The sequence below is a fragment of the Streptomyces sp. NPDC050704 genome (assembly GCF_040654355.1).
GTDB lineage: Bacteria > Actinomycetota > Actinomycetes > Streptomycetales > Streptomycetaceae > Streptomyces.
The window spans coordinates 64,078-82,048 of the sequence record NZ_JBFAHW010000010.1 but is presented as its reverse complement, the minus strand read 5'-3'; the positions used below and the strand labels follow the sequence as shown (position 1 = coordinate 82,048).

At 71.7% G+C, this 17,971-nt stretch carries 12 protein-coding genes, 1 tRNA gene and 1 pseudogene; 10 read left to right on the top strand and 4 right to left on the bottom strand.

All coding sequences use genetic code 11. The features are described from left to right. Window positions 1-24: 24 nt before the first annotated feature. Window positions 25-111, top strand: a tRNA-Ser gene (locus AB0I18_RS07860). 398 nt (window positions 112-509) lie between these two features. Here AB0I18_RS07860 and AB0I18_RS07855 read toward each other — a convergent pair. Then, a complete protein-coding gene (locus tag AB0I18_RS07855; protein WP_363104492.1) occupies window positions 510-1,106 on the bottom strand; it encodes a DinB family protein in 597 nt (198 codons plus the stop codon). Window positions 1,107-1,167: 61 nt separating this feature from the next. Continuing rightward, window positions 1,168-2,034: a bifunctional DNA primase/polymerase gene (locus AB0I18_RS07850; protein ID WP_363104491.1), complete on the bottom strand. Its 867-nt coding sequence runs from the start codon at window positions 2,032-2,034 to the stop codon at window positions 1,168-1,170. A gap of 453 nt (window positions 2,035-2,487) precedes the next feature. Here AB0I18_RS07850 and AB0I18_RS07845 point away from each other — a divergent pair, with 453 nt between their 5' ends. The 9 genes from AB0I18_RS07845 to AB0I18_RS07805 all read left to right on the top strand — a co-directional run bounded on the left by AB0I18_RS07845 (window position 2,488) and on the right by AB0I18_RS07805 (window position 12,280). After that, window positions 2,488-2,799, top strand: a complete 312-nt coding sequence (locus AB0I18_RS07845) for a hypothetical protein (protein WP_363104490.1) — start codon at window positions 2,488-2,490, stop codon at window positions 2,797-2,799. Window positions 2,800-3,027: 228 nt separating this feature from the next. After that, complete coding sequence (locus AB0I18_RS07840; protein WP_363104489.1) at window positions 3,028-4,272, top strand: acyl-CoA dehydrogenase family protein; 1,245 nt, start codon at window positions 3,028-3,030, stop codon at window positions 4,270-4,272. Between the two features lie 107 nt (window positions 4,273-4,379). Next, the gene (locus AB0I18_RS07835; RefSeq protein WP_363104576.1) at window positions 4,380-5,603 is read left to right on the top strand and encodes an OB-fold domain-containing protein; all 1,224 of its coding nucleotides are present in this window, start codon (window positions 4,380-4,382) and stop codon (window positions 5,601-5,603) included. A 1-nt stretch (window position 5,604) separates the two neighbouring features. Further along, complete coding sequence (locus AB0I18_RS07830; protein ID WP_363104487.1) at window positions 5,605-6,654, top strand: acyl-CoA dehydrogenase family protein; 1,050 nt, start codon at window positions 5,605-5,607, stop codon at window positions 6,652-6,654. Window positions 6,655-6,671: 17 nt separating this feature from the next. Further along, on the top strand, window positions 6,672-7,169 hold the full coding sequence (locus AB0I18_RS07825; protein ID WP_363104575.1) for a MaoC family dehydratase: 498 nt from the start codon (window positions 6,672-6,674) through the stop codon (window positions 7,167-7,169). Continuing rightward, a complete protein-coding gene (locus tag AB0I18_RS07820; protein ID WP_363104486.1) occupies window positions 7,166-8,338 on the top strand; it encodes a lipid-transfer protein in 1,173 nt (390 codons plus the stop codon). Before AB0I18_RS07825 ends, AB0I18_RS07820 begins: the two co-directional genes overlap by 4 nt. 276 nt (window positions 8,339-8,614) lie before the next feature. Then, window positions 8,615-9,370: a glycoside hydrolase domain-containing protein gene (locus AB0I18_RS07815; RefSeq protein ID WP_363104574.1), complete on the top strand. Its 756-nt coding sequence runs from the start codon at window positions 8,615-8,617 to the stop codon at window positions 9,368-9,370. A gap of 535 nt (window positions 9,371-9,905) precedes the next feature. Then, window positions 9,906-10,451 (top strand): SigE family RNA polymerase sigma factor, encoded by a 546-nt coding sequence (locus AB0I18_RS07810; RefSeq protein ID WP_363104485.1) that lies wholly within the window; start codon window positions 9,906-9,908, stop codon window positions 10,449-10,451. A 185-nt stretch (window positions 10,452-10,636) separates the two neighbouring features. Then, complete coding sequence (locus tag AB0I18_RS07805) at window positions 10,637-12,280, top strand: long-chain fatty acid--CoA ligase (protein WP_363104573.1); 1,644 nt, start codon at window positions 10,637-10,639, stop codon at window positions 12,278-12,280. 110 nt (window positions 12,281-12,390) lie between these two features. Here AB0I18_RS07805 and AB0I18_RS07800 read toward each other — a convergent pair. Continuing rightward, window positions 12,391-13,337, bottom strand: a pseudogene (locus AB0I18_RS07800) (IS5 family transposase). 62 nt (window positions 13,338-13,399) lie between these two features. Then, complete coding sequence (locus tag AB0I18_RS07795; protein WP_363104484.1) at window positions 13,400-17,962, bottom strand: PAS domain-containing protein; 4,563 nt, start codon at window positions 17,960-17,962, stop codon at window positions 13,400-13,402. Window positions 17,963-17,971 lie beyond the last annotated feature (9 nt).

The window sequence follows — 17,971 nt, the reverse complement described above, 5'->3', positions numbered from 1 at the left end:
CGCGCCGATCTGTGATCGGCGCGGGGTGGGTTGCCCGAGCGGCCTAAGGGAACGGTCTTGAAAACCGTCGTGGCAGCGATGTCACCGTGGGTTCAAATCCCACACCCACCGCAGCGGCTCTGCGTATGTGCTGGTCAGAAGGGGCGTCCCGGACCAGGGGCACCCCTTCCAACTTGTATGGGCCAGGGGCGGGCCGCCGTGGCCGCGCGTGGACCGGGTCCCGAGTCGATGGGGACCGGGTCCCCGAACCGGATCGGCTTGGCCGGTTCCATGAGAGACCCGGCCGGTTCTATGAGAGAGCTCGCTGGTCCCCTATGGGTGGGAGTAGGGCGCAGATCCGAGGCATCCGAGGCGTTTGGGCCGTCGGACCGAGGTGTTCTGGCGGGTGAGCGGCCGGGCCACTTGGACGGCCGACCATAGGAAGGGTGCCGGGATAGGGCATCACCCGCTGAAACAGCGTCCGCAGCCCGTCAGGAGCCAGGCACTCCGCCCTTGTCCCGGGCCGAAACCTATGCCGAATCAGATGACTGCCTTGCCGCCTTCTCCAGTCGGCCCCGATAGGACTCCCACCACGCCGAGTCCCCGGGCGCCATGCTGTCGTTGCCCTTGTTCATTCCCGCGGCGCCGTCGATCAGTTCCCGGACGATGTCGGCGTGCCCGGCGTGCCGGTGTGTTTCGGCGATCATGCGTACCACGGCGTGATGCAGCGTCACTTCGTCCCTGTCGCTCGGCCACCACGGCACCTTGCCGATCGCGTCCGGCTCCAGCGCGTCGATCGTCGCGTCCGAGTGCGACCACGCCCGGCGGTAGAGGCCCACGATGTGCTCGCGCGACTCGTCGGCGGTGGCCCACATGTCCGCGTTGGTCTCAGCGCCGTCCTCCAGCCAGGGCAGCGGCTCGCCGGACGGGCGCCCGAAGGTGTCCCCGAGGTAGCCCAACTCCATGCTGGCCACGTGCTTGACCAGGCCCAGGAGGTTGGTGCCGGTCGGTGTCAGCGGGCGGCGGATGTCGTACTCCGAGAGCCCTTCGAGCTTCCACAGCAGGGCATCGCGGGCGGACTGCAGGTAGAAGTGAAGGTCGGCCTTGGGGTCCGATGCGGTGGTCATGGGGGCAGCCTGCCGTTCGCTCGGTCCATGTTCACCGCCTTCCCCTTCGCTCGATGGCCCCTCAGGGATGGTGTCCCGTCATCCGGGCCGCCGAGGCGATGGTGGCGCGTGCCTCGCGTTCGGTGAGGCCGGTGTGGATGGCGGCGTCGACCAGGGGAGCGACGAGGTTGGGGCCGATGCCGTTCTCGTAGGCGCGGCAGGCGGCCCAGAAGAGGCGGGTGTTGCGCTGGCCCTCGTGGGCGGCGAGGACGAACTGGACGAGGCCCTGGCCGTGTTGGCCCGTCGATGCCGGGGTGGGGTGGTGGCTGCGGGGCGGCGGCATGAGCAGGCGCAGGAGGGACGGAGGGCAGGGGGCGGGTGACAGGTGGGCGGTGCCCGGAGCCGTGCTGTAGACGCCGTGTTCGGTACGTGAGCCGGGTCCTACGAGGTAGCCGCCGGCGCCCCTGATGTCGATGCCGGGGGCCAGGCGCCCCGCGGAGTTGGGGACGACGACGTCGGGCGGGCCGCTCAGCCAGACGTGCCGGCCACCGCTGGGGGTCACCACGACGACCGTGGCGGGGATCGTGAACAGGTGGCGCAGGGCCAGCTCGCGGAGGGCGGACGACGAGTCCGTACCCGACTTGGTGTCGAGGTCGATGCCGATGAGGTGGTGCGGCTCCAGGCCGCAGGCGATGCCGTAGCCGGTGGCCCAGGGGGCGGCGGCGAAGAGCTCGCGGATGCGCCGTGGATCGGTCGAGGCGTCGTACACACCGTGCCCGAAGCGGCCGCACTCGCCGTGGCAGGGCGGTGCCGTCGGGTCGTCGCGGTGCGGTGAGCGCAGCGCCGGGAGCTTGGTCCGGGACAGCGGGATGACGGCCAGTCCGCGTTCGGCGGCTGACAGGGCGTGTGCGAGGGCCAGCGTCGTGGCCTGCCGGTCGATGGTGGCCATGACTCCATGTTCGTACGAGTGTTCGAAAAAAGGAAGAGGGCGGCTCGGTCCTGGAGGCCCGGGTGAGGCGGGGCGGGCGGAGCGAGGCGAGGCGGGTGCGGAGGTGGAGGGGGTCGTCCGGTGGATGGAGAGGGGCGTCCGACGGACGGGGTGAAACCGGCCCGGAGAGATTGGCCGAAAATGTGCCGGAACGCTTCATCCCTTGCGGCGTATGGGGTTGAGCGGCCCGTACCGTCCTGAACTGCGGTTTAGGGGGCGTGAAGGGGGTTTATCGACATGTCCTCACGCTTGCGAGCGAATAGTGGCTTCCGGGGTGGTTCGCCGGGGATTCGGTGGGCAATCCTGATCTCGCGACGTTGTGACACACACCGAGGCGGTCGGCCAACTGCCTGGGAACAAGCCGTACTTAGCCGGCCCTGGCTGGTGCGTACTTCCGCTTCTGGAGGAATAGACATGGCAAGCATCCGTACCGCCCGCGTTCTCGCCGCTGTAGCAGCCCTGCCGCTCGCGGCCGCCCTCTTCTCGGGTGTCGCGGCGGCCGACAACGGCGCCTTCGCGGACAACGGATCGAACGCGGCTGTGGCGACGGTCAGCGGCAGCGGTGTCGGTGGCGACAACTACGGGACGTCGTCCACGACACAGCAGCAGGCCGTCGGCTCCGGCGCCTCGAACCAGAGCAACACGGCTCAGGTGAACGGCTCCGCGTTCACGGCCATCGACCAGTCGAACGAGAACACCGCCGTCAACTTCACCAACCTCTGGTGAGCCGGCGACTGCCGGGGACTGGAGACCCCCGGCGGTCGTACGCCTCCCTCGTGGGGTGCTTTGTGGGGTGGTAACGCGTCTGCGCGGCGGTGCTTCGGTGCCGCCGCGCAGACGTTTTCGCGCGCCCGCGCGGCTCGGGGTGGCCGAGGTCTGTGACCTTGACAGTCGCACGTATCTGACGGACAGTCAGAAACCCTTGTTCGTACGAGGTCCGGGAGGGCCGTCGTCGTGCATCTCGCCCCCACCGAGCGCCAGCGACGACTGCGCGCCGAACTCCGTGCGTATTTCCGGGACCTGATGCCGGACGGGCCGCCGACCGCCGACGCGCGCCGACAACGCGCGCTGCTGCGCCGGATCGGCGCCGACGGGTGGCTGGGGCTGGGCTGGCCCGTCGCGTACGGGGGTCAGGGGCGCGGCGCCGACGAGCAGTTCGTCTTCTTCGACGAGGCGTATCGAGCAGGCGCTCCGGTTTCCATGGTCACGCTGAACACGGTCGGGCCGACGCTCATGAAGTACGGCACCGAGGAGCAGAAGGACTTCTTCCTGCCGCGGATCGTGCGCGGGGAACTCGTGTTCGCGATCGGGTACAGCGAGCCGTCCGCGGGGACGGATCTGGCGTCGCTTCGGACGCGGGCTGTGCGGGTGGGGGGCGGGACCGGAATCGCTCCCGGGCCCGGGAGCAGCCCTGACAGTGGCGGCGGCGGGAACGGTGGTGGCGGGAACGGTGGTGGCGGTGAGTGGCTCGTCGACGGGCAGAAGGTCTTCACCTCCAACGCCCAGCACGCCGACTGGATCTGGCTCGCCTGCCGTACGGACCCTGACGCGCCCAAGCACCGGGGCATCTCGATCCTGCTCGTGCCCACCGACGCCCCCGGTTTCTCGTGGACGCCGATCGAGACGGTGGGCGGGCTGACCACGACGGCCACGTACTACGACGGGATCCGGGTCCCGGCCGCGAACCTCGTCGGTGAGGAGAACGGCGGCTGGGGGCTCATCACCAACCAGTTGAACCACGAGCGGGTCGCGCTCGCGGCGATCGGCATGCAGGCCGAGGACTTCTACGCCGTCGCGCTGACCGCTGCCCGCACACCCGATCCGGTGACGGGGCGGCGCCGGGTTGACGAGCCGTGGGTGCGGTCGAGGCTGGCCGAGGTGCATGCCCGGCTGGCGGCAACGCGCCTGCTCAGCTGGCGTTTGGTGGGTGACGCCGGGGCCGGTGGGCCGGCCCCGGGCGATGCGAGTGGCGTGAAGTTCGCGGGAACCGAATCGGCGGTCGCGGTGTACCGAATGTGTCAGGAGATTGTGGGAGCGGACGCGCTGGTGCGCTCCGGTTCGCCGGGTGTGTTCGGGGACGGCGAGCTGGAGCGGATGAACAGGGCGGCGCAGATCAACACGTTCGGGGGCGGCGTGAGCGAGGTGCAGCGGGAGATCGTGGCGACGATGCGGCTCGGCATGGTGAGGGGGCGGCGGTGAGTTCGAGGTCCGGGGCGGTGGCGGCGGGAGACGGCGCGGCTTCGAGCGGAGAGGGCACGGTCGTGAGGAGCGAGGGTGCGGCTGAGAGCCGGGGCGGCCATGAGGACGTGTACGCGCGGCTGAAGGCGTACGAGGGGCGGGCGGCCGCCGTCGGGGGTGTCGGCAAGGACCTGGTCAACGAGCCGATGATCAGGCACTGGTGCGAGGCGATGGGAGACACGAATCCGGCGTATGCGGGGCCGGACGCCGTAGCGCCGCCCACCATGCTCCAGGCGTGGACGATGGGGGGTCTGTCCGGGCACGGGGGCGGAGGGCGAGGGCGTTCCGAGGCGTACGACGAGTTGCTCGGGCTGCTCGACGGCGCGGGGTACACGTCGGTCGTCGCCACCGACTGCGAGCAGGAGTATCTGCGGCCGCTGCGGCCAGGGGATGAGATCACCTTCGACGCGGTGATCGAGTCGGTCTCCGAGCGCAAGACGACCAAGTTGGGGACGGGGTACTTCGTCACGACGCGGATGGATGTACGGGCGGGCGGTGAGCCGGCGGGGACGCACCGGTTCCGGATCCTCAAGTACGTGCCTGCGGCGCGGAGAGCGAGTACTACGGAGACGGCGGGGGCGATTCCAAGGGGAGCGGAGACGGCGTCCAAGGCGGGGGCAGGGGCGGTGGCAGGGAGAGGGGCGGCGGCGTTGGGGCCCACCAGGACCATCGCGGTCACCGGCGCTACAGGGGCTACCAGCACTACCGGGGCTAGAGGGACTACCGGGGCCTCGGAGGAGTCGGCGGAACGGGCGGGACCGGCGGCTGGGGAGGCGGGCGCGAAGGATGTACGCCCCCGGCGTCCTCGCCCCGTCGTCAACCGCGACAACGCCGGCTTCTGGGAGGGCGTGTCCCGGCACCGGCTGCTCATCCAGCGCTGCGACGGATGCAAGACGCTCCGCTTTCCCTGGCTGCCGGGGTGCAACGCGTGCGGGTGCCTGGAGTGGGACACCGTCGAGGCGGCCGGTGAGGGGATCGTCTACTCGTACGTGGTGATGCATCACCCGCCTTTCCCGGCCTTCTCCGGGCCCGATCATGGCGCGGCCGCGTCCGGCCCGTTCGGCCCGTCCAGGTCGTCCGCGTCCGGGTCGTCCGCGTCCGGACCGCACGTGGCCAGGCCGTACGCGGTCGGGCTCATCGAGCTTGCCGAGGGCGTGCGGATGATCAGCAACGTGGTGGGGGTGCCGTACGACCGGGTGCGGATCGGGATGCCGGTGCGGCTGGAATTCGAGCGGGTGGACGAGGAGCTGGAGCTGCCGCTCTTCCGCGCCGTCGAGGGGAGCGGTGGCTGACATGGACTTCACGCCCACGGAGGAGCAGACGGCGGCTCGTGACCTGGCGGCGCGGATCTTCGGCGACCTGTCCACACCCGAGCGACTGGCTGCCGCCGGGACGGGCAGTGACGCCGAGCTGTGGAAGGCACTGTGCGAGGCCGGGCTTCTGGCCGCCGTCGAGGACACAGGCCTTCTCGGGCTGGTGCTCCTGCTGGAGGAACAGGGGCGGACGACGGCGCAGGTGCCGTTCGCGGTGAGCGCCGTGTACGGGCTGCTGGCGGTGTCGGCACACGGTTCGGCGGAGCAGCGAGAGCGGCTGCTGCCGGGGATGGGCGACGGGACGGTGGTGGTGAGCGGGGCGCTGCCCGAAGCTGCCGCTGTCGTAAAGGCGGGCGTGTCCGGGGAGTTGAGCGGTGTTGTCCCTGTGGTGCCGTGGCTCGGCGACGCCACGCACGTCCTGGTCGCGGACGACGAACGCCGACTGTGGCTGGTGCGGACCGCCGATGCGCGGTGCGAGCCCGTCGAGCTGACGGCGCCTTGGTCGGCGGGGCGGCTGACGTTGGACGGCACTCCGGGCGAGCGGCTCGGCGGCCCGGACGCGGACGACGCCGGGGCGTACGACGATGTGCTCGCCACCGCTCGTACCGCCTTCGCGGGGCTGCAGGCCGGGGTGTGCGCGGGTTCGGTGGCCCGCGCGGTGGCCCACACCAACAGCCGTGAGCAGTTCGGGCGACCGCTCGCGGCCAAGCAGGGAGTCCAACTCCGGGCGGCGGACGCGTACATGGACACGGAGGCGATACGGGTCACGGCGTACGAAGCAGCGTGGCGGCGTGACGAAGGGCTGGACTACGCCACGCACGCGCTGACCGCCGCCTGGTGGGCGTCGGAGGCGGGGCAGCGTGTCGTGCACACGGGGCAGCATCTGCACGGCGGCACGGGGGCCGATCTCGACCATCCCGTGCACCGGCACTTTCTGTGGGGGCGGCAGCTGGACGCGTATCTGGGCTGCGGGAGCGAAGTGCTCCAGGAATTGGGCGAGTTGATCGTGCACGGAGAGGGGGACGCGTGAACACCGACGTCGGCCCGGTGCGGGCAGGGGACGAACTGCCGCCGCTGGAGATCGAGATCACCCGCACACTCATCGTCGCCGGGGCGATCGCGTCGCGCGACTACCAGGACGTGCACCACGACGCGGAGCTCGCGCGGCAGAAGGGTTCGCCGGACATCTTCATGAACATCCTGACGACCAACGGGCTGGTCGGCCGCTACATCACCGACTACTTCGGGTCCGGGGCCGTGCTGCGCGGGGTGTCGATCAGACTGGGCGCCCCCAACTACCCGGGCGACACGATGGTGTTGACCGGCACGGTGGAGGAGGTCGTGGGCGACAGGGCGACGGTGCGGGTCGTCGGGAGCAACGGCATCGGCAGACACGTCACGGGGACGGTGACGGTCACTCTCCCGGTGGCCGGCATGGTTGCCGGGGAGGACTCGGCTGCCGGGGCGGCCTCGGGTGCGGTTCCGGCGGAGGACACGGCCGGTGTCGGCGCCGCGGCTTCGGACGGGTCCGGGGGCCGGTCATGAGCGTACGGACGAGGGACAGCCTAGGCGGACGGGCGGCGATCGTCGGGATCGGGGCCACCGAGTTCTCCAAGGACTCGGGACGCAGTGAGCTGCGGCTTGCGGTGGAGGCTGTGCGGGCCGCGCTCGACGACGCGGGGCTCACGGCGGCCGATGTGGACGGGATGGTGACGTTCACGATGGACACCAGCCCGGAGATCACCGTGGCACAGGCGGCCGGTATGGGAGAGCTGTCCTTCTTCTCGCGGATTCACTACGGGGGCGGGGCGGCCTGCGCGACCGTCCAGCAGGCCGCGCTCGCGGTGGCCGCGGGGGTGGCCGAAGTGGTGGTCTGCTACCGGGCGTTCAACGAGCGGTCGGGTCGGAGATTCGGTTCCGGTGTGCAGCGCCGGGAGCCGTCGGCTGAGGGCGCCGCGCTCGGCTGGTCATTGCCCTTCGGCCTGCTCACCCCCGCGTCATGGGTGGCGATGGCGGCCCAGCGGTATCTGCACACGTACGGACTGACGCCCGAGGCGTTCGGACATGTGGCGGTGGTCGACCGGAAGCACGCGGCGACCAACCCGGCGGCGTACTTCCACGGCAAACCGATCACGCTCGCCGACCATGCCGCCTCGCGCTGGATCGTCGAGCCGTTGCGGCTGCTGGACTGCTGCCAGGAGACCGACGGCGGCCAGGCCCTCGTCGTCACCTCGGTGGAGCGGGCGCGCGACCTGCCGCATCCGCCCGCCGTGATCACCGCGGCCGCCCAGGGCGCGGGACGGGCGCAGGAGCAGATGACCAGCTTCTACCGGGACGACCTGACCGGGCTGCCGGAGATGGGCGTGGTGGCGCGGCAGCTGTGGCGTACGTCGGGGCTGACGCCGGCCGGGATCGACGTGGGGATTCTGTACGACCACTTCACGCCGTTCGTGCTGATGCAGCTGGAGGAGTTCGGGTTCTGCAAGCCGGGTGAGGCCGCGGACTTCGTCGCCGAGGAGAGGCTGCCGCTGAACACGCATGGAGGGCAGCTCGGGGAGGCGTATCTGCACGGGATGAACGGCGTGGCGGAGGGGGTACGGCAACTGCGCGGGACGTCCGTGAACCAGATACCCGGCGCCCGTCGGGTCATGGTGACCGCGGGGACAGGGGTTCCCACGTCGGGGCTGATCCTGGGTTCGGACGATCGGGGCTGATTCCGGGGGCGGACGGATGAACGCGGTGCGTGTCCTGGGCCGGGGGCCGGTGCGGGACCGTTCACTCGCCCTATGCGTTGGCTGCGTCGTCAAAGGGTGACCGTCGGACTCGGGTTCGTGCTGCTCCTGCTGGGGCTCACCGCGGCACCACCGGCGGAGGCGGGCCCGTGGACACCGGGAGCCGCGGGAGCCGTGGGAGGGGCAGGCCGGGCGGGTGCCTCCGGCCCACCGGGGGCCAACAGTGGAGCCGGTGCCGGTGCCGGGGCTGGCGGTGAGGTGGCTGCTCACGCCCCGGATCCCCGGGCACGGCCCAAGGCGCCCGTCTTCAAGGGCCGCGCGTTCGACACCTGTCTCGCGCCGTCCGCGGAGACCATGCGGCGTTGGCGGGCGTCGCGGTACCGGGCGGTGGGGGTCTACATCGGCGGGCGCGGGCGGGCCTGCCGGGCGCAGCCGCATCTGAGCCACCGATGGATGAGGGCGGTGCGGGGGCAGGGCTGGCAGGTGCTGCCGCTGTACGTGGGCTCGCAGGCGACCTGTGTGTTCGCGGAGCACAAGAGGAACGTACGCATCGGCCGGCACCCCTGGCGGCAGGGGACGGCGGAGGCGCGCGACGCGGTACGGAAGGCGGCGGCGCTCGGTATTCGGCCGGGCAGCCCGATCTACCTGGACATGGAGGCTTATGGGTACCGGAACAAGAGGTGTGCTCGATCCACGCTCCTGTTCGTGCGGGGCTGGGACCGGGAGGTGTGGCGACGGGGGTATCTGCCGGGGTTCTACAGCAGCGCCGAGTCCGGGGTCCGGCACATGGAGAGTGCACGGCGGGCGGGGGTGCGGGATCTTCCGTCGGTGATGTGGTTCGCGCGGTGGGGAGTACGGGCCGGTCTGTACCGGGAACCCGTGCTGCGGCCGTCCGCGTGGGTGCCGGCGCGGCGCATTCACCAGTACGCGGGGAACGCACGTGAGCGGCACGGTGGCCGCACGCTTCTGATCGACCGCAACCTGGTGCACGCGCCGGTCGCGCGCATCGGCTGACGGGGACGAGTTGTCCCGGGGCTCCCGCTCCCGGAGGGAGGTGTTGCCTTCCCTGGCGGCCCTGGCGGCCCTGGCGGCCCTGGCGGCCCTGGCGGCCCTGGCGGCTCTGGCGGCCCTGGCGGACCCGGCCGGCCCGGCGGACCCGCGGATCTGCGGACCCCGCGGTCCCCGGAATGGCCGGGGGTGACGGTCAGGGTCCGAGTGAAGTCCGGGGAGGCTGGGCAGGGTTGTCGCCGAGTCTCGGTGCGGCTGCCCCGCGGCGCGGTCCTCGCCCCGCACGTGTGTACTGCGCGGCAGTGGCACCTCCCTGGTCCCCCGGAACCGTCGCGGAGCGAGGCCCTACTGCCCCGGGACCACTCCGGGTCCCGGGGTACTACCAGGGGAGCCGTCTCTCAGGGGTGAACCCTCAGGGTGCCGGGCCCTGGCGTCCACCTTCAGGAGGTGGGGTCAACCCCCTTCCTACAACCTGAGGCGGACACGGCTTCGGGACCTGCGGCCGATCCGCTGGAGTAGGGGGCACTCCTAGCGTGGAGCTATGACCACAACCGTCTGCACCAGCGCTTCGAATGCGGCGACGCGGACCCTTGCGTACCCGTCGTTCTCCTCGTACGTGAAGGCTCGCCAACCGGTGCTGCTGCGTACCGCGCGCTCGCTCACCGCGAATCCGAGCGACGCGGAGGACCTGCTGCAGACCGCGCTGACGAAGACGTACGTCGCCTGGGAGCGCATCGAGGATCACCGGGCGCTCGACGGTTATGTGCGGCGGGCGTTGCTGAACACGCGGACGTCGCAGTGGCGGAAGCGGAAGGTCGACGAGTTCGCGTGCGACGAACTGCCGGAGCCGGAGGCTCCGCCTGCCGGGGACCCGGCGGAGCAGCAGGCGCTGCACGACGCGATGTGGCGCGCGATCATGAAGTTGCCGGCGCGGCAGCGGGCGATGGTCGTACTGCGGTACTACGAGGACCTGAGTGAGGCGCAGACGGCGGAGGTGCTGGACGTGTCGATCGGCACGGTCAAGTCGGCGGTGTCGCGTGCACTGGGCAAGCTTCGTGAGGACCCCGAACTCGGTCCTGTCCGCTGACCGGCAGGGCACCGTCGTGGAAGCCGCGTGCGAGCAGCGGGACGCCTGTGACGGCCTGAGAGGCCTGTCCTTGATCGATCATTCTCGGTACTAGTGACATACCGAGCGGTATGTGAGCAGAATCAGCCCAACCCTTACTACCGCGTAGGCAATGTCGCCCCCGGGAGGACGCCGTGCTGAGCACGATGCAGGACGTACCGCTGCTGATCTCGAGGATTCTGACCCACGGGTCAACCATCCACGGATCGTCGCAGGTGATCACCTGGACCGGTGAGGGTGAGCCGCAGCGGCGTTCCTTCGCCGAGATCGGAGTCCGGGCGGCCCGGCTGGCGCACGCGCTGCGCGAAGACCTGGGCGTCCGTGACGACGACCGGGTCGCGACGCTGATGTGGAACAACGCCGAGCATGTCGAGGCGTACTACGCCATCCCCGCCATGGGCGCGATCCTGCACACGCTCAACCTCCGGCTGCCCCCCGAGCAGCTTGTCTGGATCGTCAGCCACGCCGACGACAAGGTGGTCGTGGCCAACGGGTCGCTGCTTCCGCTGCTCGCGCCGCTGCTGCCGCACCTCAAGTCGGTCGAGCACGTGGTCATCTCCGGGCCGGGCGACCGTTCGCTGCTCGCCGGGGCGACGGTCCAGGTGCACGAGTACGAGGACCTGATCGCGGACAAGCCGGACAGCTACGACTGGCCGGAGCTCGACGAGCGCCAGGCCGCGGCCATGTGTTACACCTCCGGCACCACCGGCGACCCCAAGGGCGTCATCTACTCGCACCGCTCCATCTACCTGCACTCGATGCAGGTCAACATGGCCCAGTCCATGGGTCTCACCGACGCGGACACGTCCCTCGTCGTGGTCCCGCAGTTCCATGTGAACGCCTGGGGGCTGCCGCACGCGATGTTCATGACCGGCGTGAACGTGCTGATGCCGGACCGGTTCCTCCAGCCCGGCCCGCTCGCCGAGATGATCGAGAGCGAGCGCCCGACGCACGCGGCCGCCGTCCCGACCATCTGGCAGGGGCTGCTCGGGGAGCTCAAGGCCAAGCCCCGGGACGTCAGTTCGCTGACCCAGGTCACCATCGGCGGCTCCGCCTGTCCGCCCGCGCTCATGAAGGCCTTCGACGAGCTGGGCATGCGTGTCTGCCACGCCTGGGGCATGACGGAGACCTCGCCGCTCGGCACGATCGCACGGCCTCCGGCCGACGCGGTCGGTACGGACAAGGAGTTCGCGTACCGTCTCACGCAGGGCCGTTTCCCGGCGGGCGTCGAGGCCCGGCTGACCGGTCCGGGCGGCGAGCGGCTGCCGTGGGACGGCGAGTCGGCGGGGGAGCTGGAGGTGCGCGGCCCGTGGGTCGCCGGCGCGTACTACGGCGGTCAGGACGCCGAAGTCCTGCGTCCCGCCGACAAGTTCAGCGAGGACGGCTGGCTCAAGACCGGCGACGTCGGCACGATCAGCCCCGACGGCTTCCTGACCCTCACCGACCGCGCCAAGGACGTCATCAAGTCCGGCGGTGAGTGGATCTCCTCGGTCGACCTGGAGAACGCCCTCATGGCCCACCCGGACGTCGTCGAAGCCGCTGTTGTCGCAGTCCCGGACGACAAGTGGGGCGAACGTCCTCTCGCCACCGTCGTGCTGAAGGAAGGCTCCAGCGCCGACTTCGAGTCCCTGCGCGCTTTCCTCGCCGACGACGGCAAGATCGCCAAGTGGCAGCTCCCCGAGCGCTGGACGATCATCGAGGCGGTGCCGAAGACGAGCGTCGGCAAGTTCGACAAGAAGGTACTGCGCAGGAAGTACGCGCAGGGCGAGATGGACGTCACGCAGATCTGACGGTCTGCTCTGCTGAACTGCCTGCTTTCTGATGAGCTTTGGGCCAGTCAGTCCGTGGGTTGGGGCACTGTTTCACGTGAAACAGTGCCCCAACCCACGTCTGCACACGCTTAGGTCGTTTCTGATGGCTCTTGGACGGTGTCGCGGAGCCAGATGAGGATCGCGGTGATGGTGAGGGTGCCGTTGAAGATGTAGTCACGCTTGTCGTAGCGACTGGCCACGGACCGGAACTGTTTCCACTTGCTGACGCAGCGCTCGACCGCGCTGCGCCGCCGGTACTGGGTCTTGTCGAAGGCGGGCGGACGGCCGCCGGCCCGGCCACGGTTGCGGCGGTGGGCCCGCTGGTCGTCCGGCTCCGCGATGGTCGCTTTGATGCCCCGACGGCGCAGGTAGGCACGGTTGTCGCGACTGGAGTACGCCTTGTCGCCGCGCACCCGGTCCGGGCGGCGGCGCGGGCGGCCGGGTCCGCGGCGAGGAACGCGCAGCGTCTCCAGCACCGGCAGGAGCATGGGGCTGTCGCCCCGCTGGCCCGGCGAGGTGAGCCAGGTCAGCGGGCGGGCCCGGTCGTCGGCCAGCAGATGGACCTTGGTGGTCGGCCCGCCCCGTGAGCGCCCCAGTGCCTCCCGCCCATCGGCCTCCACACGCGCCCCGCCCCCTTTTCCGGGAAGTCGCGCGGCGGCCGGTGCCGGGCCCCGGCCGCATGCTGATGAGCCCGGCAAGAGGTGGAGTCGATGTTCACCGCCCACTCCCGCTCCCGCTCCCGCTCGCGGGCCAGGGCGCCATCCGGATCGCCGGCATCGGCCTCGATCTGCAGCTCGGCCAGGATCCGCTGCCAGGTACCGTCCGCCGACCAGCGGCGATGCCGTTCATAGACGGTCTGCCAGGGCCCGTACCGCCCCGGCAGGTCCGGCCAGGGCACCCCGGTACGGGCCCGGAACAACACCCCGTTGACCACCGTCCGGTGATCGGACCACTGCCCGCCAGGCCGACCGTTAGCCGGCAGCAAGGACTCGATCTTCTGCCACTGCGCATCGGTCAGTTCATGTCGCCGTACCATGCCCGACGCCTGCCCGGACCAGAAGCTGATCCACCCACCGCACAAGAGCCATCAGAAACGACCTAGTTCGTACCGATCCGTGCCAGCAAGTCCACGATCCGACTCTGTACTTCGGCACTCGTCGACCGTTCGGCCAGGAACAGCACCGTCTCCCCCGCGGCCAGGCGCGGGAGTTCGGTCGGGTCGACGGCGGCGGTGTAGACGACGAGCGGCGTGCGGTTGAGCTGTCCGTTCGCGCGCAGCCAGTCGACGATTCCGGCACGTCGGCGGCGTACCTGCATCAGGTCCATCACGACCAGGTTCGGCCGCATCTGCCCGGCCAGCGTGACAGCGTCCGCGTCGGACGAGGCGCGTGCCACCTGCATCCCGCGGCGCTCCAGGGTCGAGGTCAGCGCGAGCGCGATCTCCGCGTGCTCCTCGATGAGCAGGACGCGCGGCGGGTGCTGGTCGCTGTCACGAGGGGCGAGAGCCTTGAGGAGTACGGCGGGGTCGGCGCCGTACGCCGCCTCGCGCGTCGCCAGGCCCAGGCCCGCCGTCACCAGGACCGGCACCTCCGCGGCGACGGCGGCCTGGCGCAGTGACTGGAGCGCCGTACGCGTGATGGGACCGGTGAGAGGGTCGACGAAGAGCGCGGCCGGGAAGGCGGCGATCTGCGCGTCGACCTCCTCGCGCGAGTGCACGATGACGGGCCGATAGCCGCGGTCGCTCAGCGCCTGCTGGGTGGTGACGTCCGGCGCGGGCCAGACGAGCAGCCGGCGCGGATTGTCCAGCGGCTCGGGGGGCAGCTCGTCGTCCATCGGCTGCGGCTGCGGCCGGTTCGCGACCTCGACCGCACCGCCGGGACCGTCGAGCGGCTCCGGACCTTCGTCGGCGTTCTCGTCGGGAGCTCCTATGGCGTACGAACGGCCGGTGCCCTCGGTGGTATTGGCCAGCCGGGACTGTGGTCCGGTCTGTGGGTGCGGACGGGCCGCGGCCTCCGCCTGCTCGGCGACAGGCTCGGGGCGGGTGCCGAGCTTCCGGCGCCGACCGGAACCGTTGGTCGCGTTCGGGGGAGGCGTCGGGGCCTGCGGCTGCGGCGCGGCTCCCGCCTGCGCCGCGGGCTGGGCCTGGCCTTGGGCCTGCGCCTGAGGCAGCGGTTGGGGCGCCGCGGGCGCGGGCTGGCTCGGCCGGGGCTGCTGCGCGTCGTTCATACGCCGGCCGAAGGGGACACCCTGCCCGAGAGTGCGCACGCTGATCGCGCGCCCCTGCGTCGAGTTGGGGTCGATGGGCGGCGCGGCGGCCTCTGCGGGGAGGGGCTGGGCCGCGCGGGGCTGCTCGGGGGCCGGGACCGGGTTGTGCTCCGGACCGGCCAGGCCGTCGGCCGTGCCCGGCCACGGCTGCTGGGCCGCTGCCGCGGCAGCGGCCTGGGGCGGTTGCGGCTGGTCGGCCTGCGGCGCGGCTGCGGGGCTGCCCTGGGCGGGAGTGCCCGGTGCCGGTACTCCGCCCGCGGAAGCAGCTGCCGAAGGTGCCGAAGCCGCGGGACTCGCGGGGGCCGGGGGAGCTGCGGGTGCGGCTTGGCCGGGAGCGGCTTGCGGGGGGAGCGCCTGGCCCGGGGCGCCCGGCTGGGGCACGCCCTGGGCGGGAACGGCTTGTCCGGGAACAGGAACGCCCTGACCTGGAACGCCCTGAGCGGGGACGCTCTGGCCCGGGGTTCCCTGGGAAGGCACGGATACGGGCTGGCCGGGGGCAACCTGAGGGTGCGTGCCGGGAACGCCCGGTACGGCGACTTCCGGTACGGGGACTCCCTGCGCGGGGGGCAGTTGCCCGGGCACACCCTGCCCGGGAACCGACACGGCCTGGCCTGGAACCGACACGGCCTGGCCGGGAGCACCAGGGGCACCTTGCGTGGAGCCTGCATACCCAGGGATGCCTTGCCCGGGAACTCCCTGAACTCCTTGTCCCTGCGGCAGCCCCTGCTGTCCGGGAACCCTGGCCGCCGAAACTCCAGCTGTCTCCGCCGGTGCCCCGGCAGCTCCATCCGCCCCGCCTGCCCCGCCTGTCTCGGCAGGTCCGCGCCGAGCCCGCCGACGCCCGTTGGGGGCCTGCAGAGGATGCGGCTGGGGTGGTGTGTGGTCGTCGGCCGGGTTCTGCAACGCCACATCGTGACGCCCGTCGTCGGCCTGACCGTGGCCTTCGGCGCGGTGACCTTCGGCACCGTGACCTTCGGCGTACTGAGCGGCGTACTCGGGAGAGCGGTCCGCCTCGGCCGGCGGCAGCGCGAACACCGCACGAGGGCCGGCGTCCTGAGCCGCCGCACGCTCCGCCGCGGCGGCCAGTGCCCTGCGACGCCGTCCGCTCGGCTGAGCCCCGCCACCGACGCCATCCGGAGCCGCACTCCCATCCGGTGCAACAGACGGAGCCGCGGGCAGCGCCGCCGGCAGCGCCTGCCGCTCGACGTCTCCCCGCGCACGCTGTCCGCCACCGGGCGCGGGCACACCCTGCGGAGGCACCGTCGCGCCGAGCCCCGTGGCCGCGGCACCGGCCGCGTGCTCGGCAGCGGTCACGACCGCGCCCTCGGCGACCCCGTCGCCTTCGGCCGGACTCGGCCGCCCGCGCCGCCGCCCGGTCCCACCGGAACCGTCCGCGCCGTCATCGGCGGGATCCTGCACGCCCTGAGCCGCGAGCGCCTCCTGCGCCCCGTCCCCGGCGGCCCGCCTGCGCCGCCCGGTGGGCACGGCCGTCTCGGTCGAGGGCACGTCCCCGCTCTCCAGGAAGGCATCGACAGAAGCCCGCCGAGCCCGCCGCCGCCCGCCCCCCTGAGGCGAGGCCTGCTCGGGCAGCGCGAGCGCGGAACCGACCCCGCCGGCCGCCGGACCCCCGGACCCGCCGCCATCCGGAACCGGGCCCGAGCCTCCGTCCGACCCCGCGATCACAGCCACACCGGCACCCACGCCCGCGTCCGTACCGGGAGCCGGAACCGCCCCGGCACCACCCCCGATCGGCACCTCCAGAACGAACGCACTGCCGCTCATCCCCGGCACCTCATGCGTCTGCAGCACCCCACCGTGGGCGCGCACGATGCCCCGCACGATCGGCTCGTGCACCGGGTCTCCCCCGGCGTACGGCCCGCGCACCTCGATCCGTACGACCTCACCGCGCTGCGCCGCCGCGACGACGACCGTGTTGTCCATGTAGCCGCCGGCCGAGACGGGCGCGTTGCCCGTCGAGTCGACGCCGGCGACGTCGGCGACCAGATGCGCGAGCGCGGTCGCCAACTGCCGCGCGTCGACCTCGGCCTCTATGGGCGGCGCGTGCACGGCGAACTGCACCCGCCCGGGGCCGATCAGCTCGACCGCCCCGTCGACACCGGCCGCGACGACCGCGTCCAGCATCACCTTGGTACGCGTGACCTCCTCGGTCCCGGAGTCCAGGCGCTGGTAGGCGAGCACGTTGTCGACGAGCGTGGTGATGCGCGAGTAGCCGGCCGAGAGGTGGTGCAGGACCTGGTTGGCCTCGGGCCACAACTGGCCGGCGTCGTCCGCGGCGAGGGTCGCGAGCTGATTGCGCAGCTGATCCAGCGGCCCGCGCAGCGAGCGCCCCAGCACGGCGAGCAACTGTTCGTGCCGCGCGGACAGCGCCTCGTACCGGTCCTTCTCGCGCTCGCCGAGTGCCGCGTACCGGTCGTCGCCCGCGGCCAGCTCCTCCTCGTGCCCCTCGTGCAGCTCGGCGAGTTCCCTGCCGTGCTGCTCGCGGAGCGAAACCAGCTCCGCGGCGTGCTCCTCGGCGGTCCGGTCGAGCTCCTCCTGGTGCCGCTGGGCCTGGGCGTCCTTCTCCTCGGCGAGCGTGTCGTACGCCCGCCGGTCCGTGAAGGTCATCACGGCCCCGACGAGCTGGTCACCGTCCCGTACGGGTGCGGTGGTCAGGTCGACCGGCACCTTGTCGCCGTTCTTGGACCAGACCACCTGCCCGCGCACCCGGTGCTTGCGCCCGGAGCGCAGGGTGTCGGCGAGCGGCGACTCCTCGTACGGGAAGGGCTCGCCGTCGGCGCGCGAGTGCAGCATCAGCGGGTGGAGCTCCTGCCCGCCCAGGTCGCTGGCCCGGAAGCCGAGTATCTGCGCGGCGGCCGGGTTGACGAGGACGACCCGTCCGTCGGTGTCCGTCCCCACGACACCCTCGGAGGCGGCCCGCAGGATCATCTCCGTCTGCCGCTGCGAACGGGCGAGCTCGGCCTCGGTGTCGACGGTGCCGGAGAGGTCGCGCACGACGAGCATCAGCAGCTCGTCGTTGGTGTAGCCGTAACCGTCGTACGCCTGCTGCCCGTTTTCAAGATTCGCGCTCGTGACCTCGACCGGGAACTCGCTGCCGTCGGTGCGGCGGGCGATCATCCGGGTGGGCCTGGTGCGGCCGCTCTCGTCGACGGTCTCGGGCCGCCGCATGGTGCCAGGGATGAGCCGGGAGTCGAACTGCGGCAGCAGATCGAGCAGCCCGCGCCCGACCAACGCGGTGCCCGGGGCCTCGAAGGCCTCCAGGGCGATGGTGTTGGCGTTGACGACCGTTCCATTGGCGTTGACCAGCACCAACGCATCAGGAAGCGCGTCGAGTATGGCTGCGAGGCGAGCAGCGCCTCGGGATGGCCTGCTGCTCACGAGACGCTT

Coding starts and splice junctions, on each gene's coding strand:
- AB0I18_RS07855 (WP_363104492.1), bottom strand. CDS start 1,106: ATGACCACCGCATCGGACCCCAAGGCCGACCTTCACTTCTACCTGCAG.
- AB0I18_RS07820 (WP_363104486.1), top strand. CDS start 7,166: ATGAGCGTACGGACGAGGGACAGCCTAGGCGGACGGGCGGCGATCGTC.
- AB0I18_RS07805 (WP_363104573.1), top strand. CDS start 10,637: ATGCAGGACGTACCGCTGCTGATCTCGAGGATTCTGACCCACGGGTCA.
- AB0I18_RS07830 (WP_363104487.1), top strand. CDS start 5,605: ATGGACTTCACGCCCACGGAGGAGCAGACGGCGGCTCGTGACCTGGCG.
- AB0I18_RS07850 (WP_363104491.1), bottom strand. CDS start 2,034: ATGGCCACCATCGACCGGCAGGCCACGACGCTGGCCCTCGCACACGCC.
- AB0I18_RS07845 (WP_363104490.1), top strand. CDS start 2,488: ATGGCAAGCATCCGTACCGCCCGCGTTCTCGCCGCTGTAGCAGCCCTG.
- AB0I18_RS07810 (WP_363104485.1), top strand. CDS start 9,906: ATGACCACAACCGTCTGCACCAGCGCTTCGAATGCGGCGACGCGGACC.